We start from the raw sequence: 26,343 nt of genomic DNA, 5'->3' as shown, positions 1-26,343 counted from the left end.
TCACAACGGATTTTAGTCAGCGGCTCCGCTGCCCCGACCAAACACTCGGCCGATCCACGAGTGCCAGTTCTTACCCCGACCATCCACGGACGCGGGCAGAGGATCTGCTGCGTTGAGATGCGGCCAGGGTTGCCGGGTGATCTCCAAGTGATCTAGTTCCTCCAGCGGAACATAGCCGTACCAACTGCCCTGATCCACCCGCTCCAGGCGCTGGATGCCGTGGGCCCGTGATTCGAAATCACGATCCGCACGGTCAATGAATCCGCCAATGAGGTTCCCCTCCGGCAGATACGTCGGGTCGCTGAAATCGATGGAGTGCCACGTGGCTTTCGCGCTACAGCTAAAGAGTTCCTCGGCCTCGGATTGCTCGATCACCTTGCTCCATTGCGAGATGGGGCTGGAGCCAAACACCGGTTTTAGCTCCCAGCCAGATCCCGGATTCTCTCCGGTAGTGAGCAAAACAAGACGTTCCCGGGGGCCCAACGAGCTTCCGTTTCGCTCCGGACGGCAGAGAAACAGGACGCCGTTAACGCGTGCGAAATCTCCGTGGAGTGGACTTCCGTCGGGCAGGAACCATTGATTCGGATAGAACCGGATCTTCGGAGGTTCGTCGTTGTTGGGCATGACCAACATGCTACGTCGGGTTGGGTGACCACGGTGATTTGGGACGATCGGTCTAACGGAAGAATCTCCAGAACGGCTTTTGCGGCGTCTCGGGCCATGGCTCGCGACGAATCTCTAACTTCTCAAGCTCGTCCAATGGAACAAATCCGTGCCACGTTCCGACATCGAGCCGGTGGAGGTGCTCCATGGTTTGGCGTGTGGCCTCGAGGTCCTTGTTGATGAAACCCATGTAGCCGCCGACCAGATTTTCTTCCGGAAGATAGTCAAGACCCGTAATGGTGATGCCGTGCCACGCGATGCTGCCGCTACACGCGAAGGTTTCTTCGGCATCGGCGCGCGCGATCGTCTTGGTCCATTCGGTGTGAGAGCAGCTCGGGTACTCCCGCGTGAGCTGCCATTCGGTTCCCGGACGTTCCGCGGTGGAGATGAGGATCAACTCTGTGACCTCGGCCGTGCCGAGTTGTGGACGCACCGATCGGCAGGCATATAGTCTTCCGCCAAACCGCGCGTACGTCCCATCAAGTGGGATGCCGCCGGGCAGGAAGGGTGAATACGGCAGGAAGTTCTCCACCATTGGGGCAGAATCATCGCTGGGCATGATCAGCACGCTATCGGAAAATTTTGGGTCGGCGTGGAACCGGCACCACGACGTGGAAGCCTAGCGGGCGAAGTCGTATCCGATGGACCAGTCACGGTAGGGCGGCAAGAAACGAAGGACCAGCAGTGATTCACGCTGGGCTTTGATATCCGATGCGCTGGGAGTCTTGACCTTGGAGGCCTTGAGTAGTGCAGCGTGGTATTCCTCGAAGGTCCCGGCACCGGAAGCGTTCATCGCCTTGGCATGCTCAACGCCGATGTAGCGCAAATGCCATGGTTCGTACTTGTATCCGGTGACCTTCTCACCGTCGGAGGGGTAGCGCACGATGAAGCCGAATTTTTCGGCGTTGGCAGCCAGCCACTTGCCACCCTCGGTCTCCCCGAAGCATGACTTGAGATTGCAATATCCGCTGCTGAGCCCCACATCCGCGGCAAGACCCAACTGGTGTTCGCTGGTTCCGGCCTCCGCGGAGATGCGCATGGCGTAGTCGGTGCCGTAGCTGGCAACGTAACCGTTAAAGAGAACCTTTTGGCGGTCGTAAGAACGGTAGGCACTCAGCGCGCTCAACGACTGGGAGTCGGCACGAGCCGCCTGGAGCAGTTTTTCCAGGGCAGTTGCCGCTTCTTGACGCAGTTCGAGGCTGGTTCCCGAAACCGATCGAAGATCCTTGGGGGTGTAATTGGCCGGGGACAGGGGCTCGGCCCGACTGACCAGGGCCAGCACTGAAGCTTGATTCTTGGTCAGTTCCTCGGTCGTCGGTGCCTTGGGGGCACCGGCAATCTGCACCGTATTCACGGGGGCCAGGGGAGTGGCCTGGGCACCAAGAGGTGCCGCCGCAAGGCTGACGCCGAGCACGAGCGCGGAGATACCGACACGAAAGAAAGACACAAGGCCCCTTCGGAAAAAGCTGGATGGAACTATCTCAGGATAGCCGTTACCTACCGGTTCTCGCCTAGCTCGGGCCATGAAAGATGGGCGAGGATCGAAGATTGTGGCCATAGTTGATGATGGAGCTCGGGTCACCAATGCCGCGCGGACGGTAGGGATGGGATAATTTGTTACTGTGCTGATTTCTGATGGTGATATTCGACTCGAGCTCGCTTCCGGGCGTATTAAGCTCGACCCCTTCGACCCGGCGATGGTCCAGCCGGCAAGCGTGGATGTGCGCATTGACCGGTTCTTCCGGCTCTTCGACAACCACAAATATGCCCACATTGACCCGTCGATCGACCAGCCGGATCTGACCCGCCTGGTTGAGGTGGATCCCGACGAACCCTTCATCCTGCACCCGGGCGAGTTTGTGCTGGGTTCAACGTACGAAACCGTGACCCTGCCCACCGATGTTGCCGCCCGCTTGGAAGGCAAAAGCTCGCTGGGCCGACTCGGCCTGCTGACCCACTCGACCGCCGGATTCATCGACCCGGGATTCTCCGGCCACGTGACCCTGGAACTGTCCAATATGGCCACCCTGCCCATCAAGCTGTGGCCCGGGTCGAAAATCGGCCAGTTGTGCTTCTTTAAGCTTTCCTCACCGACCGAGCACCCCTACGGCTCCGGCGCCTACGGCAACCGCTACCAGGGGCAGCGTGGTCCCACCGCGTCGCGCAGTCACCTGAACTTCCACCGCACGATCTTAGAAAAGTAGTCATGCGATGCGGGGTGCCGCCAGAAGGCGCCACCCCGAATCGCGCGCAGCATTTTTGGTACCCGGCGCCGCTAGCCTCCTGCTCACCGTTTGCGGGTGAGCAAACCCAACGCCGTGACCATCTCGCGTTCCTCGATGAGTTCTTGAACCGAGCGATCGATACGAGCGCGCACCTCGGGATCCACGCTGAGCCCCTGCACGATTTCCAAGTTCCCGTGCTGGCCCCGAACCGGGAATGAACTGATCAGTCCCTGCGGCACGTTGTAGGAACCATCGGAAACCACACCCGCCGATGTCCAGGCGTCCTGGGTGCCCACAACCGAGTCGTGCACATGATCCACGGCCGCTGCCGCCGCCGACGCGGCAGATGATGATCCTCGGACGGTGATGATTTCCGCCCCGCGCTTGGCCACGCCCGGAATGAAAGACTCGGTCAGCCACGAGCCTACCGCGGTGCTTCCGCCCAGTTTTTCCTGGAGCACATCGCTCAGGTGGCGCGTGGTGCCGTCGCTGGATGTGAGTAGAGCGTGGGTGATGTCCGGGACTTGGGTCGACGAGTGGTTTCCCCAAATGATGACGTTGCTGAGGGCCTTCACCGGGACTTCCAGCGTGAGGGCCAGTCGGGCGAGTGCCCGGTTGTGGTCAAGCCGGGTCATGGCGGTAAATCGTTGAGCCGGGACATCGGGTGCATGTGCCGAGGCGATCAGGGCATTGGTATTGGCTGGATTACCGACAACCAGGACGCGCACATCATCTGCCGCGGCGGCATTGATGGCCGCTCCCTGCGGCGCGAAGATCGCTCCATTGGCCGTGAGCAGGTCCGCGCGTTCCATCCCCGGACCCCGGGGCCGCGCCCCGACCAGCAACGCCACGTTCGTCCCATCGAAGCCCTGCGTGGGGTCATCGGTGACCTCCACGGAGTTCAGCGTGCCGAACGCGCAATCGACTAGTTCCAAGGCGGTGCCCTCGGCGGATTTCATCCCCGCCGGGATTTCCACTAAGCGCAGATCCACCGATGTTCCTGGACCAAACATGGCACCCGAGGCGATGCGGAAGAGTAGGGCGTAGCCAATCTGGCCTCCGGCACCGGTCACTGTCACTTTCATGCGATCTGCTGAGTTCATGTTTTTATGCCACCACGCTAGGCGTTGTTTTGGCTAGGGTTGCGGTGGGCACCAACGCGGGGGCCTCGCACCGGAATGAGCAACAGCAACCCGAGAAGTAGGACCACCAAGATGCCCAGGATTCCGTAGCGTTGAGCCTCGGCGACGTGTGGGGCTGCCAGGGCAATGGCTGCGGCAAAGAGGGCGGGAGCCAGGAAACTGACGGCGCGGCCCGTGGTGGCATACAGGCCGAAGAGTTCACCCTCCTGACCCTGGGGAGCCAACCGGGCCAGGAAGGCGCGGCTGGAGGACTGGGCCGGGCCGACAAAGAGGCACAGCATCAATCCGAAGAGCCAGAATCCCGAGGCATCGGGGGAGAGGAAGACCCCCATGCCCGCGATCAGCAGCCCAATGAGTGATCCGATGATCACGCGTTTGGGGCCGATCTTGTCATCAAGCAGTCCACCGAGCATGGCCCCGAGCTCGGCGACCACGTTGCCGGCGATGGCGAAGATGATCACCTGCTGCAGCGGGAACCCGAAGGTTCCAGCGGCGATGATGCCGCCGAAGGTGAAGACCGCCGCCAATCCGTCGCGGAAAACGGCGCTGGCCAGGAGGAAGAAGACGGTGTGGCGATCCGTGCGGGCCAGAGCCACCACCCGGCGCCACAACTCGGCGTAGGACTGCAGGATGCTGAAGCGTGCACCGGATGATGGACCGGGGATCTCCGGAACGGCAAAAAGTACCGGAAGCCCGAAGCCGAGGAACCAGAGAGCCGAGAATACCGCGACCAGACGAAGGTTCAAGGCGTTAGTTTCGGAGGCGCCGGCCCAGTCAAAGAGCGGGGTCACCAGGGTGAACAGCACGATGGCCAGGGCCAAAATGCCACCGAGGTACCCCATGCCCCAGCCGAAGCCGGAGACCTTGCCAATGGTTGCTGGGGTGGAAATCTGCGGGAGCATGGCGTTGTAATTCACCGTCGCGAACTCGGAAAAGACCGAGGCCAGAGCGATGAGGCTCACGCCGAGAATCAGGAACCGTGGCTCCGGGAAGACGAAGAAGCAGGCGGCCGTCAGCCCGGCAACGATCACAGTGTTCACGCCCAGCCAGAAGCGGCGGCGCCCTCCGGCATCCGAACGTAGACCCGTGATCGGGGCCAGCAACGCAATGGCCAAGCCGGCGATGGCTAGGGCATTTCCCAAGACGACGGAATTGGCGTCCTTGTTCCCAAAAAGATCACTGGTCAGATACACGGTAAAGACAAAGGTGGTCATGACGGCGTTGATCGCGGCTGACCCCCAGTCCCAGGCTGCCCATGCCATGACGGGTTTGGTAATAATTTTCCGGTGGTCGGCCGAAGCATCAGATGCAACAGGAATCTCGCTCATGGGTGAATCGTAGCCGCATTGGAATAACTAGTGGTGTTAACCACGCTTTGGGCGCTACAGCACCGGGCACATTTCATTCAAATACCCCGGCATTAACAAACTGGCTTCCAGCATTATTCCCTTGAATACGGCCGGTACAACAGGGTGTTTTACCCATTTGCGGCGGCACGCGGCTGATAAGCTGAGAGCTGTCTTTTTGACCGTTTATTGCCAGTACGCTGGCCTATCGAACATAGGAGATCGTGTGCTCCTTGTCCTGATTGCGCTTTTCGCTGTTGCGGGAATTGCTCCATTTCTATTCCGGATGCTCGGCCGTTCAACGTTCTACGTTTTGGCTGCGGTTCCCGCTTTGGCCTTCGTCTGGCTTTTAGCTAATTTCTCGAGTTTCATCGAGGCCGATCAGGGTGCTGCCAGCGGTTCACCCAATGCTCCGCCGGTTCAGATGTTCAACTGGCTCCCGTCTCTGGGTGTGCACCTTGATTTCCGGATGGACGCGCTCGCCGCGGTGTTGTGCCTGCTGGTTCTCGGAGTCGGCGCCCTGGTGCTGTTCTACTGCGCCCGCTACTTCAAGAACGAAGATCCGCACACCGGAGCATTTGGTGCGCAATTACTCGCCTTCGCGGCCTCCATGTTCGGTCTGGTGACCGCCGATGACATGATCCTGATGTTCATCTTCTGGGAATTGACCACCATTCTTTCGTTCCTTTTGATCGGCTTCAACCGCACACGAATGGGCGCACGACGTTCCGCGCTTACGGCCCTGATGGTCACCACCTTCGGCGGGTTAACAATGTTGGCCGGGCTGATCATGCTCGGCACCGCCGCCGGTACCTATCGCATCTCCGAGGTCTTGGCACTGGCACCGGAACTCACCACGATGGGTACCTACATCGACGTAGCCATCGTCTTGATGCTGGTGGGTGCCATCTCCAAGTCGGCGCTGATCCCGTTCCATTTCTGGCTTCCGGGCGCCATGGCGGCACCCACACCGGTCTCCGCCTACCTGCATGCCGCAGCGATGGTCAAGGCCGGGATCTACCTGATTGCCAGATTCGCACCGGGATTCCACGAAACAGCGTTCTGGCAGCCGGTGCTGCTCTGGCTCGGATTGGCCACCATGCTCATCGGTGGTTGGCGAGCGCTGAAGCAAAACGACCTCAAATTGGTTTTGGCCTATGGCACGGTGTCCCAATTGGGTTTCCTGGTCTTGATCCTCGGGATCGGAACTCCCAACGCAGCCAAGGCCGGGCTGGCCATGATGTTGGCCCACGGCTTCTTTAAGGCAACACTCTTCTTGATCGTGGGAATCATTGACCACAAGTCGGGTACCCGCGATATTCGCCAACTTTCGGCCCTCCGCTCTTCCTCACCGGTGCTTTTTGTTGTAGCCGTCATTGCCGCGGCGTCCATGGCCGGCGTCCCGCCACTTTTCGGTTTTGTGGCCAAGGAAGCCGTCTACGAGTCACTGCTTGAACATGCCAGTAGCAACGGTGCTACCGGCATGGTGTTGCTGCTGGGCGTAATGCTCGGTTCGGCGATGACCTTCGCCTACGCTGCACGCTTCCTCTGGGGCGGCTTTGCACGCAAGGCCGGCATGGAACCCACACCGTTCCCGACGGTGCCATGGCTTTTCCTGGCCCCCTTGCTGGTACTCACCCTGGCTACCGTGGTCTTTGCCTGGGTCCCGGGCAGCCTTGAGGCGGCCATTACCCCCTATGTGGGGCTATTCCCGGCCGCCGCTCACCCCATCCACCTGGCCATCTGGCACGGATTCACCCCCGCGCTGGGGCTGAGCCTGGTGAGCATGAGCGTCGGTGTCTTGATCTTTGTGGCGCGCAAGCGGATCTCCAAGGTCCAGGCGATGGTGCCTGCCTACTTTGATGCCGAGCGTGACTACAAACTGATCATCACCGGCGTGGATAACCTGGCGATTTGGCTCACCGGACGAACCCAGCGTGGTTCGCTCTCGTTCTACCTCGTGGTGATCCTGATGACGGCACTGGTACTTCCGACCGTTGTTTCTTTGTGGCTCCAGACCCCGGCGCCGGGAAACCTGATCGCCTTTGATACCCCAGCCCAGCTGGTCATCGGCTGCATCATGATTCTGGGTGCCCTCGGTGCCCTGCAGGCCAACCGTCGATTCTTGGCCGTGCTGATGGTCTCGGTCAGTGGTTACGGCATGGCAGCAATCTTCGCCCTACAGGGTGCCCCCGATCTGGCTGTCACCCAACTCCTGGTGGAAACCATTGTGCTGGTCGCCTTTGTTTTGGCGCTGCGTGCCTTGCCGGTAGAACTCTGGAGCAAAAACCCCACCGGACACCGGTTGGTTCGAGCCCTCATCGGGATCGGCTTCGGAGCGTCGATGATTTACATTGCCGCCACGTCGATGGCCTCGCGCATCGCCGATCCGATTTCCCTGGCTTACCCGGAATTGGCCTACACCGGGGGAGCTGGCAAGAACATCGTGAACGTCACCCTGGTGGATATGCGCGCCTGGGACACCTTCGGTGAAATCACCGTGTTGGCGGCAGCCGCCACGGGTGTGGCATCACTGATCTTTGTCCGCGGACGCGGGGACAAAACCCTTAATGCCGCCTTAGTACCGCGTGGCTCGGTTGACCACGGCTCGGAGGCCATTGGCGGAGCAAGCCACAGCCGCTCGGGCATGGCGGTGGCCAAGAATTTTGCGATCTCCAGTAAGGACTCGTGGCTGGTCGCCGGGCATACCCTGGCTCCGGAACGACGTTCCATCACCTTTGAGGTGGTGACCCGGCTGCTCTTCCACACCATCTTGCTGGCCTCGGTCTATCTGCTGTTGGCCGGGCACAACACTCCCGGTGGTGGTTTTGCCGGTGGACTGTTGGCCGGCCTGGCGCTGGCCATCCGGTATCTGGCCGGGGGACGCGTGGAATTGGCCGAGGCCATCCCGGTCAGCCCCGGAACGCTGATGGGCTCCGGCCTAGCATTGGCAGCGGCCAGCGCCGTGGCGCCACTGTTCTTCGGTGCGCAGATCTTCACTTCCGCTGCCATCGAATTCAGCTGGCCGCTCTTCGGGGATCACAAGTTTGTCACCTCCACCATCTTCGACATCGGGGTGTACCTGGTGGTGGTCGGGTTGGTCATCGATGTGCTGCGCTCCTTGGGCTCGGAAATTGATGAACGCTCGGAGGGCCGCAGCCCTACCGATACCCATGACCTAGTTTCCGACGCAGAAACGGGGGTTGGTCGATGAGTACCAACGTCACCTTGTTGATCGTGATGGGTGTGCTCTTTGCGGTGGGCATCTATCTCTTACTCGAACGCTCCCTGACCCGGGTCTTGTTGGGCATTGTGGTGCTCGGCAACGGGGTAAACCTGTTGATCCTGGCCTCCGGCGGTCGCCGCGGAGAGGCTCCACTTTATGAGGCGGACTTGGGGGCCGAGGAATACTCGGATCCGCTACCGCAAGCATTGATCCTCACCGCCATTGTGATCACGTTCGCCGTCACCGCCTTCATGCTGGGGATGATCTACCGTTCCTGGGCCATCTCCCGGGCCGACGTTGTGGCGGATGATGACGAGGATCTTCGTGTCTCGCAGCAGTCAACCTTCGACTTCGAGGAAGACTCACCGGTCCCCGAAGACACCACCGAATTTGATGGGGACGAAATCCAACCCGACACGATCCAAGAAACGGGGCCACGCGCATGATCGATGCACCGCTTTCGGCCGTGTCCTTTGCCCCGTTGGCCGTTGCCCTGCCGATTTTTGGTGCGGCACTGGCCTTCATCATGCGCCGCAAGCGCCGCACCCAGATCACCGTAACCATCAGCGTTTTGGTCATCACCCTATGCCTGGAAATCTGGATGCTGGCCACGGTCTGGGGCGGCGGCACCTACGCCGTCACGCTCGGCGGCTGGGCACCACCCTTCGGCATCTCGATGGTTGTTGATGGATTCTCCGCCTTCATGCTGGTGGTCTCCTCCGTGGTCTGCCTGGCGGTGCTGCTCTACGCCACCAGTCAGGGCATGGCCGATGGGGACGAAGATGGGCCGGTGTCCATCTTCCATCCCGCCTACCTGATTCTGGTGGCGGGCGTATCAAACGCCTTCCTGGCCGGGGATCTGTTTAACCTCTACGTGGGCTTCGAAATTCTGCTCACCGCATCCTATGTGCTGCTGACCCTGGGCGGCACCGTGGCCAGAATCCGGGCCGGGACCACCTACGTGGTGGTTTCGGTGCTTTCCTCGATGCTGTTCTTGATCTCCATTGGCATGATCTATGCCGCCACCGGCACCGTGAACATGGCCGATCTGTCGCTGAAATTGGCAGAAATTGCCCCCGGCACCCAGACGGTCTTGCACGTGATGCTGCTGGTCGCCTTCGGGATCAAGGCAGCTGTCTTCCCGCTGTCCTTCTGGCTCCCAGACTCCTACCCGACGGCTCCGGCCCCGGTGACGGCCGTTTTTGCCGGGTTGCTGACCAAGGTCGGGGTGTACGCCATCATTCGCACCGAGACCCTGTTGTTCCCGGGAAACAAGTTCTCCACCGCACTGCTGGTGGTGGCCGGGTTGACGATGCTGGTGGGAATCCTGGGTGCCGTGGCGCAGACGGACATCAAACGTATGCTCTCCTTCACCCTGACCAGCCACATCGGTTTCCTGATCTTCGGGGTGGCGGTGGGTAACCAGCTGGCCATGGGAGCCACCGTCTACTACGTGGCGCACCACATCGTGGTACAGACATCGCTCTTCCTGGTCGCCGGGCTGATTGAACGCCGGGCAGGAACCTCCAACATCGATCGGCTTGGCTCGCTGGCCAAACTCTCCCCGCTACTGGGCATGCTCTTCTTCATCCCCGCCATCAACCTCGGCGGCATTCCGCCGTTCTCCGGGTTCCTGGGCAAGCTGGGGCTGGTGCAAGGTGGTGCCGAGATGGGGACCCCGCTGGCCTGGGTCCTGATAGCGGTCTCGTTGCTGACCTCGCTGCTCACGTTGCTGACCATCGCGCGCATCTGGAACAGGGCGTTCTGGCGTAAGGCAGAAGACGCGGTGGATCCGGATCCGCTGTTGCTCGTTGGCGTCGGGGCGAAGCGCGGGGCCACCTACGACATCGTGGCCGATGAGCCCGGGAGCAAATACTCGGACCGCGGGGATTCGGCGTTGCTGCCCAAAGGCATGCTGGCCATGACCGGGGCACTGGTGTTGGTGGGTGTGGCCCTGACGGTGTTCGCCGGCCCGCTCTTTGACTTCAGTGACAGGGCAGCGGAGCAATTGCTGAATCCGGGACACTACATCGAAGCGGTGCTGGGTAGTACCGAGGGGAATTCGCCATGAGTCAGGATCAACGACTAAACGACGCCAAGGATGAGCAGGGAACACCGCAGCATGCCACGCTGCGCCAGGAACTTCCGCTGCTCGTGGGGATGATGCTGGTCTGGGGTGCCCTCTGGCAGGACTTCGCTCCCGGCAACCTGGTCTTTGGGCTGCTGATTTCGCTGCTGCTGGTGCGGGTCTTTAGATTACCGCCGGTCATCCTCTCCGGGCGTTTTAATATTTTGCGTGCCATCGGGTTCATCGGTATCTTCCTATGGGACGTGGTCCGCGCCAGTTTTGAGGTCATGTACCTGGCGATCTTCCGTGGTCCGCGCACCACCAGTGCCGTTGTTGCGGTGGAATTGCGCACCGAATCTGACCTCCTGGTCACCTTTGTCGGTCACGTGCTGACGCTGGTGCCCGGCTCCTACATTGTGGAGGTGGACCGACGAACCTCCACCTTGTACCTGCACGTGTTGAACGTGAACAGCACGCAGGACGCGGAAAAGGCCAGGGCCGCGGTGCTGAAGATCGAGGAACGGTTAATTCGCATCATGGGAACCAAAGAAGAACTTGCTGCCCTAGCGACCGAGAAGTCCTCCGTTAGCAAGGAAGAGGGATAAGAATCATGCACATTGTCTTGTGGATTTGCGGCGTGATGCTCTCGATTGCCGGAGCCTTGGCCATCATTCGGCTCGCCAAGGGGCCATCGATTCTGGAACGTGTCATCGCTACCGACGTTTTGCTGCTCATCGTCTCCGCGGCGCTCTGCATTGAGATGACGGTGAATCGGCACATCGACAATCTGATCTTCGTGTTGCTGGCCGCGATCGTCGGCTTTGTCGGCTCGGTGACGGTCTCGCGCTTTGTGACGGATCGGAGGAACGCCTGATGTGGGACACCATCATTGACGTTATTGCCGGGACCTTTATGATTCTGGGCTGCATGATGTCCCTGGCCGCGGGGATTGGCATGCTCCGCTTCCCGGACCTGCTCTCGCGCCTGCATGCGGCCACCAAGCCGCAGGTGCTGGGCCTGTTACTGCTGCTCAGTGCCCTGGCCCTGGAGCTGCGCTCCTGGTCCGTAGTGCCGGTGCTCATCTTGGCCTGGTTGTTGCAGCTGCTCACCGCGCCCATCTCCGCGCACATGGTGGGTCGGGCGGGCTATCGCACGCGTCACCTGAAGCGTGAAACTCTCGTCACCGATGAATTGGCCGCGGTGGTGGCCGCAGCGGGGGAGCGCGAGGACCACGAGAACGTGACCAAGCCCTCGACGGACCGCACGGACTTTATCGATTAAAAAGACTCCGCCAGAGACAGCGAAGGGGACAAGAACGCGAGTTCTTGTCCCCTTCGCTATATCAGCGGGGCGAAGGCCGCCGCCGGCAGGAGACTACTTGGTGAAGCGAGCGATGGCCTTCTGGGTGCCGCGGTCGGTGAACACCTGAATGAGGGCAGCGGTGATGGCCGAAAGAACTGCGAAGCCGATGATTTGACGCATACTGGCCTCGGCCTGGGCTTCCTTGTTGCCGCGTTTGGGCGGCTGCTGACCGGTGAAACCCATCCATGCCTTGTCAACGAGCTTTCCTCCAAGGAAGCCTGCGGCAAGAGAAATGGCCGGACCGATTAGTTTCATTAAGCTGTTCATGGGCTCTCCCGACGTCTGGCGAAAATTTTACCTTCCCCAGCCTATCGTGAGGTAGCATCGAACAACTGAAACCATCACGACAGGGGAGCGTCGCAGCGAAGTTATTCGCTGTAGGCGCTGAGAGTGCGAATAGTCGCAGACCCTCGAACCTGCTCCGGCTAGTACCGGCGAAGGAAGTCGAGTTCTCAGGGGTGCCAGTAACGGTTTTCCCTCCCCTCCTTGTATCCAAGGAGGATCATCACCATGAGCACCACCCACCAACCCACCGGGCAATCTTCGGCGCCAGCAACCTGGCGAGTGGTTGACATTGTTATTGCCGCAGTGATCGCCGTTTCATCCGGCGTCATCTTCTGGGCCTGGAACACCGGGCACCATCTGCTAGATGTCCTCTTTTTGGCCTTCCCGCCGTCCTCGGCACTGCTGTCCGGAATGTGGCTATTTCCCGCTGTCCTCGGCGCACTGATCATTCGCAAGCCCGGCGCCGCGCTCTTCTGCGAAATGGTCGCAGCCTTGGTCTCGGCCCTACTGGGCTCCGAATACTCCTGGACCGTGCTGGTCTCCGGACTGATTCAGGGATTGGGCGCCGAAGCGGTCTTCGCCGCGTTCCGCTACCGCCGCTACAACCTGCCCGTTGCCCTGCTGGCCGGGGCCGCCACCGGATTATTCGGCGGCATCAATGACGCCTTCATTTTCCGTTGGTTCCCCGAATACACCACCAACATGCTGGTGATCTACGTGGTATTCATGACCATTTCCGGTGTCATCATCGCCGGACTGCTCTCCTTCTTCGGTACCCGTGCACTGGCCAAGACCGGTGCACTAGGAGCGCTGTCCAGCCGCAGGGCAGCCACCGAGCCGATCCTCTAGGACCGCGGAGCACCTCATGGGAACCGCATCGATGTTGCATGCCGCGGAAAGTGGAAACCGGCCATTGCGCCCGAACGCCACGGCCGTGTCTATCAGCGCCAAAAATTGGGGCTGGAGACATGCGGACCGTGCTGCCCCAGCGCTTTCGGGTCTGAATCTTCAGATCCCCGCCGGGTCCAGGGTCCTTCTGGCCGGGCCTTCCGGCGCGGGAAAATCCACGCTGCTCTACGCGCTGGCCGGTGTCCTGCACGAGGATGACGAAGCCCATTCGGAGGGCGAGCTGCTTCTTGACGGTGCCCCCGCGGGGTTGGGCCGCGGCTTGGTAGGACTGATGCAGCAGGACCCCGAAACTCAGGTGGTCCAGGCCCGGGTCGGGGACGATGTGGCCTTTGGCGCCGAAAACCTCTGCGTTGAACCGGAGGAAATCGCCCGACGCATCACCGAGGCGCTTGCCGCGGTGGGCCTTGAGGTGCCACTAGATCACCGCACCGCTGCCCTTTCCGGCGGACAGAAGCAGCGTCTGGCCCTGGCCGGGATCCTGGCCATGGGCCCGGGGCTGGTGCTGCTCGATGAACCCACCGCCAACCTGGACCCGGACGGGGTGCTGGAGGTGCGTGATGCGGTCATCAGTGCCGTGAACGCCAGCGGGGCAACACTCGTGGTGGTGGAACATCGCCTTGATGCATGGGCAGAACACATGGATACGGTGATCGTCTTGGAACCTGGCGGGGGAGTCGCCCATCAGGGAACCCCCGCGGAACTTTTTGCCCCCGGAGTCATTGCCGAGGAACTGAGCAACGCCGGGGTCTGGGTCCCCGGTTATACCCCGTTGCTCGATCCGCTGCCGGTGTCTCAAGGCCGCGGCGCATTATTGTTGGAGGCCAGCGACGTTTCGGTGAGCCGACATCGCGGTGGAGCGCCCGCCGCCAGTAACCTTTCGCTGCGCATCAAGAGCTCCGAGGCATGGTGTATCAGTGGGGCCAACGGGTCAGGGAAATCAACCTTCGCCCTGACCCTGGGCGGACTATTGCCCCAAACCTCCGGGAGCATACTGGCCGCCGGGGAGCTCGCCGCAGGCGGTGAAAATAGGCCATATAACTGGCGGGCAGCGGAACTGGTGGGCCGCATTGGCTCGGTCTTTCAGGAACCAGAACACCAATTTGTGACCAATACGGTGCGCGAGGAATTGGCCTTCGGGCCGGCTCACGCCACCGATCCGACCAACGGCAAGGCACTCTTTAGCGTAGAACAGATCGAGGCGAAGGTCTCCGCGCTCTTGGAACGTCTGGGGCTGGAACACCTCGCCGAGGCCAACCCGTTCACCCTCTCCGGTGGGGAGAAACGGCGACTCTCCGTCGCCACGGTGTTGGCGGCCTCCCCGCGGGTGCTGATTCTCGATGAACCAACCTTCGGCCAAGACGCTAACACCTGGCGCGAACTGGCCCAGCTGCTGCGTGAGGAACTCAGCAGCGGAACAGCGATCATCGCGGTGACCCACGATCGGGATTTTGCCGATGCCTTGGGTGCCCACAGCTTTGTGCTGGAGCCTGCTGCTCGCCCGGAAACGGTATCCGGTTCCGCGCAGAAGGCACCGGCGGGATTATTGGAGGCAGATGCCCGCGGTAGCGCCAGCTTTCTGGGCAAGGCCAACCCGCTGGCCAAGCTGGTCGCGGTGGTCCTGGCGACCCTCCCGCTGATCGTGTCCATGGATCCCGTCTCCAGCGGTCTGGTGGTCCTGGTGACCCTGCTGGCTCTCCCGCTGGCGGGACTGTCCATCACCCGCTTTGCCGCCCGCGGCTGGCCACTGCTGGTGGCGGCGCTCTTTGGTGCCTGGGGCACCGCCCTGGTGGGAAACGACTCCGGGGCGCTACTAGTGGATCTCGGGATCTTCACCATCACCCAGGGTTCGGTGGAGGCCGGCATCGCGACGGGTCTGCGCGCCTTTGCCGTGGCCATCCCGGCGGTCTTGGTGCTCTTCACCACCGACCCCACCGATCTGGCGAACGCGCTGGCGCAGAAGGCCAAACTTCCACACCGCTTTGTGCTTGGCGCGCTGGCGGGCATGCGGCTGCTGGGATTGCTGATCGAGGAATGGACCACTCTGGGCATGGCGCGCCGGGCCCGCGGAGTGGGTGCACGCGGTTCGCTCGGCGCGCGTCTGCGCGCCAACCTGGGCCAGGTTTTCGGATTACTGGTTCAGGGAATCCGTCGGGCATCGCGGCTGGCGGTGACCATGGAAGCCAAGGGATTCGGAACTAGCGAGCGGACCTGGCTGCGGGCCTCGAGCTATACCTTGCGTGATGCCGGAGTCGTGGCGGCCGGGCTGCTCGTGGGAGCCGGAGCCACCGTCGCGGCCATGCTGTTGGGAACGTGGAACCTGCTCTGGGGGTAGAAAACCCTGTGCACGGGTCGGTGGCACAGCTGGTGCCACCGACCGTTGTGCTCAATCAGCTTTCGTCAAAGCCCAGCGAAGCGATCGCCGGCAGGGTACCGGCGGCCAGATGTTCGAGCACAAAGCGTTCGTGCTCGGGCATGGGCTCCGGTAGCCTGGCCAGATCAAACCGCTGTAGGTCCGCGCATTTGTCCGGTTCCATGATGCTGGCGCTGCCCTCCCAGACGGTGGCACGGAAAAAGAAGTCAACACGATGCCCGAGTGGCGATCTGGCACCAGAACTGCGGTGCAGCGTGCCCAGGGGGAGCAGATCCTGGGGACGAATCCGCACACCCATTTCCTCACGGGCTTCGCGCAGCGCCGCAGCGGAGGCGGATTCACCGGCCTCCACATGCCCGGCGGCCGCGCACGCCCAGTGCCCATCAAGGAACCCCATATTCTGCCGCAATTGCAGCAAGACCGTTTCCGCACGCAGGAAAACCACGTAGGAGGCGGGGACCAACTGCACCAAGGTGCGACTCACGGTATCTCCCGATTGGTAGCTGCCGCGCCTAGGCGATGTTGTTCACCATCGCGGTGAGTTCGGCGTGCAATTCCCGATCCAGCTTCAGGGCGGTGCCGTCGATGGAATTCACCGGAGCGAGCAGCCGGATGCTGGAGACCAGCCACACCCCATCGGCATCCATCAGGTGTTCGGGGGTCAGCGGTCCGTAACCCAATTCCCACCCGGCCACACGAGCCGCCTCAAAAATGGCGCCCTGCGTGGTTCCCGGCAGAATCCCCGTTTCCAGGGTCGGGGTGATCAATCGCTTGATATCGCCGTCGCGGTGGGCCAGCAAGACCGTTGAGGTCGGGCCCTCCAGCACAATGCCGTCGCTGGAGGTGAAGATGACCTCCTCCACGCCCTGCTTTTTGGCGTGGCGCAGGGCGGCCATGTTCACCGCATAGGACAGCGTCTTGGCACCCATGAGCAACCACGGGGCGCGCTCGGCGGCCCGCGAGTCATAGCCGCGATCCAGCAGCATCACCGAGACGCCGTTCTCACGCTGCAAGCGTCCAGATTCGGCGGCGGCGGAGACCATCACCCAGCAGGTTCCTTCCGAGGTGCCCTCGGGGCCCCGGGTGGCCACCAGTTTCACGACCGCTTCGTCGCTCGGGGTCGCCGCATCGAAGGCGGCCACGGCGGTGCTGATGGCCGCGCGCCAGCGCTCCTCGTGCGGGAGGATGAGGTCGCAGGTTGATGCCGAGACGCGCAACCGCGCGAGGTGAGCATCAATCTTGCGCACGACCCCCTGGGTGTAGAGCATCGATTCGAAAATCCCGTCCCCGCGCGTCACTCCTTGGTCAAGCACGGAGAGCTGGGCGGTGGCGGCGTTGGCGATACGGCCGGTGGAATTCTCGGCGTCAAGGAACACAAGTGCAGTCATGGATACCAGATTACCGCCGTCGGGGTGCTCTGCGCGCCGTTCATCGACTGCTGCCGGTAGGCTGAGATCCATCGGGTAAACGCCCGCTGGCAAGGAGGGGCCTGAATGAGCGAGGGCAACGACGCGGTGAATATTTGGGCCGCCCTGTGGTCAATCGCCGTCGGTGTGGAGCTCACCATCAGGATCCTGATGATCGGTGTTGTGCCGGGGAACAGGCGACCGACCACCGCGATGGCGTGGCTGCTGACCATCTTCCTTTTGCCGGGCTTTGGTTTACTGCTCTATCTCATGATGGCCAACATCAAACTTTCACGCCGCCGTATTGAGCGCCAGAGTCGGGTCAACCAGAGCATCCTTGACGCCACCCAGCACCTTATTGGGGAGCGATGGGCACCGGATGCCCCCGATTGGGTGGGCTCGGCGGTTGAACTCAATAGGACCCTGGGTGCCTTGCCGCTGCAATCGGGCAATGCCGTGGAATTTATTACCGGCTACCGCGAATCCTTGGATCAGATGCGCCTGGAAATCGATAAGGCCCAACACTACGTTCACGTGCAGTTCTACATCATCGGGTTGGATGAGAATTATGTGGAACCGATCCTCGACGCGCTCGAACGCGCGGTGGAGCGTGGGGTGAAGGTCCGCGTGCTCTTTGATCACCTGGGGACAATACGGGTCAAGGGCTATCGATCGCTGGTGAAGCGGATGAGCGCTTCGGGGATCTTATGGCGTCAGATGCTGCCACTGGCCCCCTTCCAGCGCCGGTGGCGTCGTCCGGATCTGCGTAATCATCGCAAGATTGTGGTCGTTGATGGCTCGGTGGCCTTCACCGGAAGTCAGAACCTCATCGAGCCGGGCTACAAGCGGGCCAGTGCCCACGCCATCGGTCGGCAGTGGGTGGAACTCATGGTGAAGGTTCGGGGCCCCTTGGTGACCAGCCTCGACGTCGTTTTTGCCACCGACTGGTCGCAGGAAACCGATGAAGACCTGCTCCATGACCTGGTCGAGGATCATGGGGATGAGAACCTGGATACGGATGCGGGGGAGGACATTGGCCAGCTGGTACCCAGTGGGCCGGGGTTTGAGGCGGAGAATAACTTGCGACTCTTTAACACCCTGATCTATTCGGCCACGGAACGTCTCTCGATCACCAGCCCCTACTTCGTTCCCGACGACTCGCTGCTCTACGCCATCACCACCGCCGCCCAGCGCGGGGTGGCGGTGGAACTCTTCGTCTGTGAAAAGGGAGACCAAGCGCTGGTCCAGCACGCCCAGCAGTCCTATTACGAGGCCTTGTTGCGGGCGGGAGTCCGCATCTACCGGTATCACGCACCGGCGGTGCTGCATTCAAAATGCATGGCGGTCGACGATGAGGTGGTGGTGATGGGCTCCTCGAATATGGACATGCGTTCCTTCTCGCTAAATTTGGAGATCACGCTGATGCTGCTGGGTGCGGACCTAGTCAGCGAGCTGATGAAGGTCCAGGACGAGTACCGGGCCAATTCCACCGAGTTGACGCTGGCTCAGTGGAATCAACGCTCGATCTTCAGCCGTTGGATCGATAACGTGGCACGGCTTTCGGCCACCCTGCAATAGCTGGGCGCGCCGTGCTCACTCCGCGGGGAAAACCGAGCCGAGGGCCGAGAGCACCCCAAAGGCCTTGGTCCGTACCTCGTCCCATTCCTCTTGCGGGTCCGAATCTGCGGTGATGGCCCCGCCCACACCGAGGTTCAGGTCCCAGGTTTCGGCATGCTCATTCCTGAGCATCACCAACGTGCGGATGACCACCGAAAGATCCGCTGCCCCGGTGGCGGAAAAGTAACCGACGGATCCTGAATAGAGCCCGCGGGCCTGACCATCTTCCAAGGAATCAAGGATGGCCATGGTCGAAACCTTTGGCGCACCGGTCATTGACCCGGCCGGGAATGCCGCGGCAATGGCCTCGGCGCGCGGGGCCCCGGGGCGTAGCTTCGCGTCGATGGTGGAGACCATCTGGTGGACGGTCGCGTAGGACTCGATGGCGCATAGTCGTGGCACCGACAGCGTGCCGGGTTGGGCGAAGTGGGAGAGGTCATTGCGCAAGAGATCAACGATCATGATGTTCTCCGCCCGATCCTTCGGAGAGGTCTCCAGCTCGTGGATCAGCGCGGCATCCTGCTGTTTGGTCTCTCCCCGTGGCCGGGTTCCCTTGATGGGTTCGGCCCGTAACCAGCCCTCGGCACCGACCGAGAGGAAGCGTTCGGGGGAGGTGCTGGCGACCGCGAGGTCCCCAAACCGCAGGTAATGCGCGAAGGGTGCCGGGTTGCGCTCACGCAACAGCAGGTAGTTATCCCACGGGGCACAGGGGACAGTTGCGGCATGTAGCGAGGTGGTCAGGCAGACCTCATAGCTATTACCGAGGCGAATCTGTTCCTTGGCCGCCAGCACCTTGGCCAGGTAGCTTTCGCGCTGATCTCGCACGCTGAATTGTGCGGCGAGCGGTGCCGGTAGTACCGGAGGTGGGGAGGACGGAAGCTGTTCAAGGAGCGTGCCGACGCGGGCAAAAAAGGCTGCCGGTTCACTTTCCGGGGAGGCGAGCAGGTGCACGGTGGCGCTGTGGTGATCGATGATGACCACCTGAGCCGGACGGATCAGTGCCGCGTCAGGTGGGTGTGCGGGATCGATGGAGGCGAGATTGTTGCTGCCTCCGGTTTCGCGTTTGAGTTCATAACCCAGATACCCCAGCCATCCGGGGAGGAACGGCAATGAGGGAGCCTGGGACAGCAAAGCACCGGTATCCCAGGCCGAAGCCAACCAGCTGAAGAATCCGGACGAGGTGCGGGCCAAAGCACTTCCGGTGCGCAACACCCCGGAGCCGGCGCGGTGTTCATACACGGAGCAGGCATCGGTGGTGGCCGCGGCCATGATCGAGTACCTGTTGCGGGCGCGAGGATCGGCAAAACTGAGGTTGCTGGATTCGAGGAGCACCGCGTGCTGTTCCTCGGGGTACAGCGCAGCAAAAAGCGCCGCGGCATCCGGTGCCGCGCTCAGGCAGCGATGCTCCGGGGCAAGCGCCGCAGCCTCGGCGCGCTCGGCGGCCAGGACCACCTGCGCGGCGGGCAGGGTGAGCAGGGCCCGCAAGACATGGGTTGGGGCCGAACCATCCGCCCGGTTGTCCACCGTGATATCCGCATGTTCTGGTACCGGGTCGGCGCTCAGGTAGAGGTTTTCCTGCTCGGCCCACTGCTCCCAGTGCGCGGCAAAAATCTCCCCGTCCCGCTCCAGCGCCCGTTCCTTGCGGGTGGCATCGGGGACCTGGACGTAGATCAGTACACCAAGTAATTCGCGGGCGGCGGCGCAGCCTGCGCCCACGCCCTCGATGATGATCACCGGGGCCGCATCAAGAGTGGAGGTCGGTCCAAAGGTTTTGGTGTTCCAGTTCCAGCTTTTCCACGCCGCGGCGTCGCCGCGGGCCAGGGGTGTCAGAACCTGCTGAACGTAGGCTTCGGTTCCTGCCTGCAGGCCGTCCCAACCGGGGTAAATGTCCTCGAGGTGGAAGAGCGCTACCTCACGGTGGCGGCGTAACTGGGTGGCCAGCTCGGCGGCAAGTGTGCTTTTTCCGGCGCCGGAGCGGCCGTCGATGCCAAGGACCAGTACGGGGCTAGTTGCCACGTTGGGGCATGATGTGGGCGCGCACGTAGTCGAGCACTCCCGGTAGGGCAGCATTGATCATTTGCCAGCACAGGCGGAAGTCGGCCGAATCGCCGAACCACGGGTCATAGATGCTTTGGCCTTCCACCGGGGCGCTGGCGAGGCTGGAATCGAAGGAACGCATCATGCGTAGTTGGGGGTGTGGGGCGGTGGCATCGGTGGGCAGCAGCTTGCCCAGCGCGTTGAAGTGATCCTGGTCCATGGCCAGCAACAGATCCACCCCGGAGATGGTTTCCTCATCCAGAACGCTGGCCCGGTGCTGCTCGGCATTAATACCGTGGGACTGCAGAATCGCGGCGGCCCGTGGGTCGATGGGTTGCCCCGCCTCGCCGTCGCTGATGCCGGCGGATTCGACCGAGACGTCGGTGATTCCCGCATCGTCGAGGGCTGTGCGAATCATGTACTCGGCCATGGGGGATCGGCAGATGTTGCCCGTGCACACTGTCATTATCCGGAACATGGTTTTAGTCTAGGGCTCTTACGCCCCTAGTGACAGGCATAAACACGACGGGCATGGATGGTTATCGGATTGTGGCCTTCGGCCATGGGCCTCACAACACCGAGTTGTGGCGGGTCAGTGGATGAAGACCAGCAGTGCGGCAACAAAGATGAACAGTGTGCCGAAGGACAGGTTCAGGATTCGTTGCCCGCGTTCGGTGGCGGTGAAGCGCGAAAAGCTCTTGGCGGTGGCGGCAAAAAAGAACCACATGACCATGATGTCCACAGCGACAATGGTTCCGATGAAGACCAGATACTGCGGCACCGGTGGGGCATCAAGGCGGATGAACTGCGGGGTGAAGGCCAAGAAGAAGACGATGGCCTTGGGATTGAGCAGGTTGACCCAGAATCCACGCCGGAACATCGAAAAGGCCGGTTCGCGGTCACTCGTACCCAGCGCCTGAGATCCGGTGGCCTTGGCAAGAATGAGCCGAATCCCCAGATAGATCAGGTAACCGGCACCCGCATAGCGGATGACCGTGAAGGCCAGCTCGGAGCGGGAGACCAGGAGGCCCACGCCCGCGGCAACGATCACCACATGGACCAACAACGCGGACTGTTGGCCCATGATGCCCCACAGGGAACGGCGGAAGCCCGAATTCATGGAGTTGGTCATGGTGTTGATCGCCCCGGCTCCGGGGGTGAAGCTGATCAAGGTGGAGGCGCCGAGCAGCGAAAGCCATAAGGAAAGTGTCACTCAAACAGTTTAGATGAGCACCGACAGACACCTTTCATCGTGGTCACGGACCGCAGAGTCATATGTTTCGGCGAACCATGGACTCCGGGGAGATAGCGGGGACGGTGTGGGAGCGGGCCACGTCCGCGTACCAGCGGGCCGATGCCTTGGGAATGCGCGCCTGCGTCTTGTAGTCCACTCGCACGATGCCGAAGCGTTTGCTGTAGCCAAAGGCCCACTCGAAGTTATCCAATAATGACCAGAGCAGATACCCGCGGACATCGGCCCCGCGGGAGATGGCGCGGTGCGTGGCGCGCAGGTGCGCGTCGATGAAGGCCAAGCGGTCCTTGGTGTCATCAACAAAACCGGAGGCATCTGGCTGATCGTTGTAGGCGGCACCATTCTCGGTGATCACCATCGGGATGCCCGCGGGACCGGTGTAGTGCTCCTGCAAGCGGAGAAGCAATCGTTCCAGGCCCTCGGGTTGTACCTCCCAGCCCATGGCGGTTTGTGGCAGTGAACGAGAACGGTCCCGCACCCGTTCACTGCCGACCGCGGGGGAGCGGCGGAGCAGGCCACGCTCGGAGGGGAAGGTTAATGCCGACTCCGGGACCGGGGGAGTCTGGGGTCCGGTGACCTGCACACCGTTGTAGTAATTAACCCCGAGCATGTCGATGGGGGTGGCAATGATTTCCATGTCGTTGCCGTGAATATGCTGTTCGAGCCCTGCCGCTGCCATGTCGTGGAGAACATCGGCGGGGTACTGACCGCGGAAGATTGGGTCCAGGAACACGCGGTTGAAGGAGCCATCGATGCGCCGAGCGGCATCAATGTCCGCCTCGTTGGTTGGATCGTGAGGATCCGCGACCGTGAAGTTCAGGGTGATCCCCAGCTGCTGATCCTTGGTGGCGGCTTCGCGCATGGCCGAGGTGGCCAGCCCGTGGCCCAAGAGCAGATGGTGTGCCGCGGCCACAGCCTCGGCCGGGTTGGTGTGGCCCGGGGCATGCTCACCGGCGGCGTACGAGAGGAAGGAGGAGCACCAGGGCTCGTTGAGTGTTGTCCACTGCTTAACGCGGTCGCCCAGATGATCAAATACTTCCACGGCGTAGTCGGCAAATCGGTAGGCGGTGTCGCGGTTGGCCCAGCCGCCGTGTTCCTGCAAGGCCTGTGGCAGATCCCAGTGATAAAGCGTGAGCCAGGGGGCGATGCCGTGTTCCAGCAGTTCATCAACCAGGCGGGAGTAGAAATCCATGCCCTGTGGATTCAGTCCGCGGTCCCCGGGCTTGATCCGCGCCCAGGAGGTGGAGAACCTGTAGGTGTCGAGCCCCAGGTCCGCCATGAGTGCCACATCCTCTGGCATCCGGTGATAGTGGTCGGCGGCAATTGAACCGTCATGTCCCTCGAAGACGGCTCCCGGTACCCGAGCGAAGGTGTCCCAGATCGAATCCTCGCGGCCGTCCTCATGGCTGCCGCCCTCAATCTGGAATGCGGCGGTGGCCGAACCGAAGCTGAAACCGGGCGGGAAGTAGAGTTCTTCGGCCGTGTTGTATGGAGCGGCTAGGTTCGAGGTGGCGTTCGTGCGGGGGCGTTCGGTCATGATGGGGCGATCCTCACTCATTGGTGGGCGGCACATGGCACGGTGGGTAGTGCTTCCGAGCCTAGTGGGCATTTCCCTTTTGATCCATGGTGAACCTTCCACCTCAGGGCCCGCGGAGCTGCGCTCGCCGATGGGGCGAGGGCAAATCCGCAACGGGGTTATTCTCCCTGCCCCATACTCCGTGCCCGATCGACGCCGGCGGTGGCCTGAGCCATGAAACGAGAAATGAGCTCCACCTCTTCGGCACTGTAATGGGAGATGACCTCCCGCATGGATTCGGCCAGGGGAACAAACATGGCACGTCCGTCGGCGAGCGCCTGGGGCGTCAATTTAATGCGCTGTACTCGGCGGTCCTTGTCGATCTGCAGTCGCTCGATATGTCCCCGGCGTTCGAGCCGGCCAAGCATGGCGCTGGTGGCGGGAGAACTGAGCTGCAGGGCGCGGGAAATTTCGCCGGGTGTCGGTGGGGTGCCGGCGCGCTCGAGGCGCATGATCAGCGCTAGTGCGTTCATTTCGGTGCGGTGAGTTTTGTGGAGGGAACCGGTTGCTTCCACATACCGGTCCGAAGCCTGGCCGAATTCCTGGAGCAGCAAGATGAGCGCGAAAGAAGCAGTGGAATCCATGCATCAAGTGTAGTGGGTCAACTTGAATTAGTTCCATTGTGGAAATACTATCTAAGTTAACGTCTTGCGAAGCATTCTGGCTCAGGCCGAAGCATAAGAGGAGAAAATCGTGATCGATCAGTCCCAGGGCACCGGCAAACATGTCGGGCACCACCAGAAGGAACCCGGGTCCACGACCCGCATGAGCATGAGATGGATCAGGGCCCTGCTGGCGGCGGTCCTGGTGGCGCTCTGGCTGGGGGTCTCGGCCGTGGGTGGGCCGACGTTCGGGAAACTCGGCGACGTGCAGACTAACGACCAGGCCGCGTTCCTCCCGGCCAGTGCCGAGGCAACACAGGCCCTGGAATGGCAAAGCAAGTTCCGCACCTCCGATGCCATTCCCGCTGTGGTGGTCGTGGTGGGCGAGACAAAACTTGATGAAGCCACCATCAAGGATCTGAGCACGGCACTATCAAAGTCGGGCGACCTTGACGGTGACGTGGCCGGACCTTTCCTCTCCGAGGACGGATTGGCCGCCGAATGGGTTCTCCCGTTGAATGGTCAGGTCGAGGTTGACGCCGCCGTAGATACCCTCCGTACCGAGCTCACCGACAGCGCACCTGCCGGAACCCGAACCTATGTCACGGGTCCGGCCGGATTTAGTGCGGATCTGGTGGAAGCCTTTGGTGGAATCGATGGGGTATTGCTGGGTGTGGCACTCGGTGCAGTCTTTGTGATCCTTCTGCTGGTGTATCGCTCGGTACTGCTGCCGCTGACGGTGCTCTTCACCGCCGTGGCCGCGCTCTGTGCCGCGGTTCTGGCCATGTACTTTATGGCCAAGGAAGGCTGGATCCGGCTCGACGGCCAGAGCCAAGGCATTCTTTCCATCCTCGTTATTGGTGCGGCGACCGACTATTCGCTGTTGCTTGTCGCCAGGCACAAGGAGGCTCTGGCCCTGGGGCAGGATCGCTGGGAAGCCGTGGTGACCGCGTGGAAGCGTTCGGTGGAACCGATTCTGGCATCCGGCGGTACCGTGACGGTCGGCTTGTTGTGCCTACTCTTCTCCGACCTCAACTCGAACAAGGCACTGGGCCCCATCGGGGCCAGCGGCATCGTGCTCTCGGTGATTGCCGCACTGACCTTCCTGCCAGCGGTGCTGGCACTCTTGGGACGAGCCGCCTACTGGCCATTTATGCCCAAGCCGACACCCGAGTTGGCCCCCGAAGAACTGCCGGCTGGCTTGTGGGGACGCATTGCCGCATTTGTTGCTCGTCACCCGCGACCCATTTGGGTGCTGACGGCACTGGTGTTGGCGGCGGGCGCCTTGGGATTGACTCAGCTCAAGGCATCCGGTGTTCCGCAGAGCGAAATTGTCTTGGGACAGACCGACTCCAGGGACGGTCAAGTTGCCCTGGGTGAGCATTTCCCCGGTGGGACCGGGAGTCCGCTGTTCGCGGTGGTGGAGGAGTCGGCTGCCACTGACCTGCTACCGTTGCTGGAAGCCAGCGATGGGGTGGCTTCGGCCTATATCCAGGCTGCCGATGGTGGGCCGGCGGTGGCCCAGACCGGCCGCGATCCACAGGTCGTTGAAGGTCGAGTGTTGTTCTCCATCACCCTGGATGATCCCGCGGACTCCGACGCGGCCAAGGCGACGTTGCTCAACGTCCGGGACATTGCTCATGGGCAGGACTCCGAAGCCCTGGTCGGCGGAACGACGGCAACACTGAGCGACACGGCCACCACGGCGCAGGCCGATCTGCTGAAAATTATCCCGCTGGTCCTGCTGGCTATTCTGGTCATCCTGATGCTGCTGCTGCGCTCAATTCTTGCCCCGCTACTGCTGGTGGCGACCACCGTGCTGTCGTATGGGACGGCGATGGGCGTTTCGGCCTGGGTCTTTAATGGCATTTTTGATTTTGCAGGCGCCGATCCGTCGGTTCCGCTCTTTGGTTTTGTATTCCTCGTCGCGTTGGGCGTTGACTACAACATCTTCTTGATGACACGGGTCCGCGAGGAGTCGCTCATCCACGGCACGCGCAACGGTGTGCTCCGCGGACTCGCCGTCACCGGAGGGGTGATCACCTCCGCCGGAGTGGTCCTTGCCGCAACGTTTGCGGCGTTGGGCATCATCCCCATCATGTTCCTGTTGCAGCTGGGCTTCATTGTGGCCTTCGGCGTCCTGCTCGACACCTTGGTGGTCAGGTCGCTATTGGTGCCCGCACTGGTGCACGACATCGGTGACAAAGTTTGGTGGCCCAGCAAGCTCGGGTCCAAAAGGTAACGGAACTCTCGTTG

At 61.8% G+C, this 26,343-nt stretch carries 24 protein-coding genes and 1 riboswitch; of the genes, 11 read left to right on the top strand and 13 right to left on the bottom strand.

From position 1 onward, the window contains the following. Positions 1–12: 12 nt before the first annotated feature. From KUF55_RS13665 to KUF55_RS13655, 3 genes are all read right to left on the bottom strand, one after another. A complete protein-coding gene (locus KUF55_RS13665; RefSeq protein WP_218816928.1) occupies positions 13–375 on the bottom strand; it encodes a hypothetical protein in 363 nt (120 codons plus the stop codon). A 301-nt stretch (positions 376–676) separates the two neighbouring features. Further along, on the bottom strand, positions 677–1,222 hold the full coding sequence (locus tag KUF55_RS13660) for a hypothetical protein (protein WP_218816927.1): 546 nt from the start codon (positions 1,220–1,222) through the stop codon (positions 677–679). A gap of 60 nt (positions 1,223–1,282) precedes the next feature. After that, positions 1,283–2,110, bottom strand: coding sequence for a D-alanyl-D-alanine carboxypeptidase family protein (locus tag KUF55_RS13655; protein WP_218816926.1), 828 nt, complete (start codon positions 2,108–2,110; stop codon positions 1,283–1,285). Between the two features lie 175 nt (positions 2,111–2,285). Between KUF55_RS13655 and dcd the strand changes: the two genes are divergently transcribed. Continuing rightward, a complete protein-coding gene (gene dcd, locus KUF55_RS13650) occupies positions 2,286–2,867 on the top strand; it encodes a dCTP deaminase (RefSeq protein WP_132359159.1) in 582 nt (193 codons plus the stop codon). 83 nt (positions 2,868–2,950) lie between these two features. On the opposite strand, the gene KUF55_RS13645 is transcribed toward dcd, so the two are convergent. Continuing rightward, positions 2,951–3,991 (bottom strand): malate dehydrogenase, encoded by a 1,041-nt coding sequence (locus tag KUF55_RS13645; RefSeq protein ID WP_255557046.1) that lies wholly within the window; start codon positions 3,989–3,991, stop codon positions 2,951–2,953. A 17-nt stretch (positions 3,992–4,008) separates the two neighbouring features. Next, on the bottom strand, positions 4,009–5,358 hold the full coding sequence (locus KUF55_RS13640) for an MFS transporter (RefSeq protein ID WP_218816925.1): 1,350 nt from the start codon (positions 5,356–5,358) through the stop codon (positions 4,009–4,011). A 244-nt stretch (positions 5,359–5,602) separates the two neighbouring features. Here KUF55_RS13640 and KUF55_RS13635 point away from each other — a divergent pair, with 244 nt between their 5' ends. From KUF55_RS13635 to mnhG, 6 genes are read left to right on the top strand one after another with little or no spacing between them, the layout of a single operon-like run. Further along, positions 5,603–8,590 (top strand): Na+/H+ antiporter subunit A, encoded by a 2,988-nt coding sequence (locus KUF55_RS13635; protein ID WP_132359153.1) that lies wholly within the window; start codon positions 5,603–5,605, stop codon positions 8,588–8,590. Beyond that, entirely contained in the window at positions 8,587–9,048 is a 462-nt protein-coding gene (locus KUF55_RS13630; RefSeq protein WP_132359151.1) for a Na(+)/H(+) antiporter subunit C, read from the top strand. Before KUF55_RS13635 ends, KUF55_RS13630 begins: the two co-directional genes overlap by 4 nt. Then, positions 9,045–10,673 (top strand): Na+/H+ antiporter subunit D, encoded by a 1,629-nt coding sequence (locus KUF55_RS13625; RefSeq protein ID WP_132359149.1) that lies wholly within the window; start codon positions 9,045–9,047, stop codon positions 10,671–10,673. The genes KUF55_RS13630 and KUF55_RS13625 overlap by 4 nt, the downstream gene beginning before the upstream one ends. Further along, on the top strand, positions 10,670–11,275 hold the full coding sequence (locus KUF55_RS13620; RefSeq protein ID WP_132359147.1) for a Na+/H+ antiporter subunit E: 606 nt from the start codon (positions 10,670–10,672) through the stop codon (positions 11,273–11,275). The genes KUF55_RS13625 and KUF55_RS13620 overlap by 4 nt, the downstream gene beginning before the upstream one ends. A 5-nt stretch (positions 11,276–11,280) precedes the next feature. Further along, entirely contained in the window at positions 11,281–11,544 is a 264-nt protein-coding gene (locus tag KUF55_RS13615; protein WP_210149144.1) for a monovalent cation/H+ antiporter complex subunit F, read from the top strand. Then, on the top strand, positions 11,544–11,951 hold the full coding sequence (gene mnhG / locus KUF55_RS13610; RefSeq protein WP_132359143.1) for a monovalent cation/H(+) antiporter subunit G: 408 nt from the start codon (positions 11,544–11,546) through the stop codon (positions 11,949–11,951). The genes KUF55_RS13615 and mnhG overlap by 1 nt, the downstream gene beginning before the upstream one ends. A gap of 93 nt (positions 11,952–12,044) precedes the next feature. Here the strand turns inward: mnhG and KUF55_RS13605 are convergent, their stop codons facing one another. Next, on the bottom strand, positions 12,045–12,299 hold the full coding sequence (locus tag KUF55_RS13605) for a DUF4235 domain-containing protein (protein WP_168150263.1): 255 nt from the start codon (positions 12,297–12,299) through the stop codon (positions 12,045–12,047). A 71-nt stretch (positions 12,300–12,370) separates the two neighbouring features. Beyond that, positions 12,371–12,492: riboswitch (TPP riboswitch) on the top strand. A 50-nt stretch (positions 12,493–12,542) separates the two neighbouring features. Here KUF55_RS13605 and KUF55_RS13600 point away from each other — a divergent pair. Further along, positions 12,543–13,166, top strand: a complete 624-nt coding sequence (locus KUF55_RS13600; protein WP_132359139.1) for an ECF transporter S component — start codon at positions 12,543–12,545, stop codon at positions 13,164–13,166. A 16-nt stretch (positions 13,167–13,182) separates the two neighbouring features. Next, a complete protein-coding gene (locus tag KUF55_RS13595; protein ID WP_255557045.1) occupies positions 13,183–15,558 on the top strand; it encodes an ATP-binding cassette domain-containing protein in 2,376 nt (791 codons plus the stop codon). Positions 15,559–15,613: 55 nt separating this feature from the next. Here the strand turns inward: KUF55_RS13595 and KUF55_RS13590 are convergent, their stop codons facing one another. Beyond that, the gene (locus KUF55_RS13590) at positions 15,614–16,081 is read right to left on the bottom strand and encodes an NUDIX domain-containing protein (protein ID WP_255557044.1); all 468 of its coding nucleotides are present in this window, start codon (positions 16,079–16,081) and stop codon (positions 15,614–15,616) included. A 28-nt stretch (positions 16,082–16,109) separates the two neighbouring features. Further along, the gene (locus tag KUF55_RS13585) at positions 16,110–16,985 is read right to left on the bottom strand and encodes an aminodeoxychorismate lyase (RefSeq protein ID WP_218818798.1); all 876 of its coding nucleotides are present in this window, start codon (positions 16,983–16,985) and stop codon (positions 16,110–16,112) included. Positions 16,986–17,090: 105 nt separating this feature from the next. Between KUF55_RS13585 and cls the strand changes: the two genes are divergently transcribed. Further along, positions 17,091–18,581, top strand: coding sequence for a cardiolipin synthase (cls, locus tag KUF55_RS13580; RefSeq protein WP_218816924.1), 1,491 nt, complete (start codon positions 17,091–17,093; stop codon positions 18,579–18,581). A 15-nt stretch (positions 18,582–18,596) separates the two neighbouring features. Here cls and KUF55_RS13575 read toward each other — a convergent pair whose 3' ends face one another. From KUF55_RS13575 to KUF55_RS13555, 5 genes are all read right to left on the bottom strand, one after another. Beyond that, the gene (locus KUF55_RS13575; RefSeq protein ID WP_370630916.1) at positions 18,597–20,636 is read right to left on the bottom strand and encodes a chorismate-binding protein; all 2,040 of its coding nucleotides are present in this window, start codon (positions 20,634–20,636) and stop codon (positions 18,597–18,599) included. Then, entirely contained in the window at positions 20,626–21,075 is a 450-nt protein-coding gene (locus tag KUF55_RS13570) for a low molecular weight phosphotyrosine protein phosphatase (RefSeq protein WP_255557043.1), read from the bottom strand. Before KUF55_RS13570 ends, KUF55_RS13575 begins: the two co-directional genes overlap by 11 nt. Before the next feature lie 174 nt (positions 21,076–21,249). Beyond that, complete coding sequence (locus KUF55_RS13565) at positions 21,250–21,870, bottom strand: LysE family transporter (protein ID WP_132359129.1); 621 nt, start codon at positions 21,868–21,870, stop codon at positions 21,250–21,252. 58 nt (positions 21,871–21,928) lie between these two features. Beyond that, complete coding sequence (locus tag KUF55_RS13560; RefSeq protein WP_218816922.1) at positions 21,929–23,446, bottom strand: GH1 family beta-glucosidase; 1,518 nt, start codon at positions 23,444–23,446, stop codon at positions 21,929–21,931. Between the two features lie 158 nt (positions 23,447–23,604). Next, positions 23,605–24,069, bottom strand: a complete 465-nt coding sequence (locus tag KUF55_RS13555; RefSeq protein ID WP_132359125.1) for a MarR family winged helix-turn-helix transcriptional regulator — start codon at positions 24,067–24,069, stop codon at positions 23,605–23,607. Positions 24,070–24,250: 181 nt separating this feature from the next. Between KUF55_RS13555 and KUF55_RS13550 the strand changes: the two genes are divergently transcribed. Beyond that, positions 24,251–26,329: an efflux RND transporter permease subunit gene (locus KUF55_RS13550; protein WP_218818797.1), complete on the top strand. Its 2,079-nt coding sequence runs from the start codon at positions 24,251–24,253 to the stop codon at positions 26,327–26,329. The last annotated feature ends 14 nt before the right edge of the window (positions 26,330–26,343 follow it).

The sequence above is a fragment of the Paeniglutamicibacter sp. Y32M11 genome, assembly GCF_019285735.1.
Classification (GTDB): domain Bacteria; phylum Actinomycetota; class Actinomycetes; order Actinomycetales; family Micrococcaceae; genus Paeniglutamicibacter.
The sequence above is the reverse complement of the archived record's forward strand: the minus strand, read 5'-3'. Positions and strand labels throughout refer to the sequence as shown.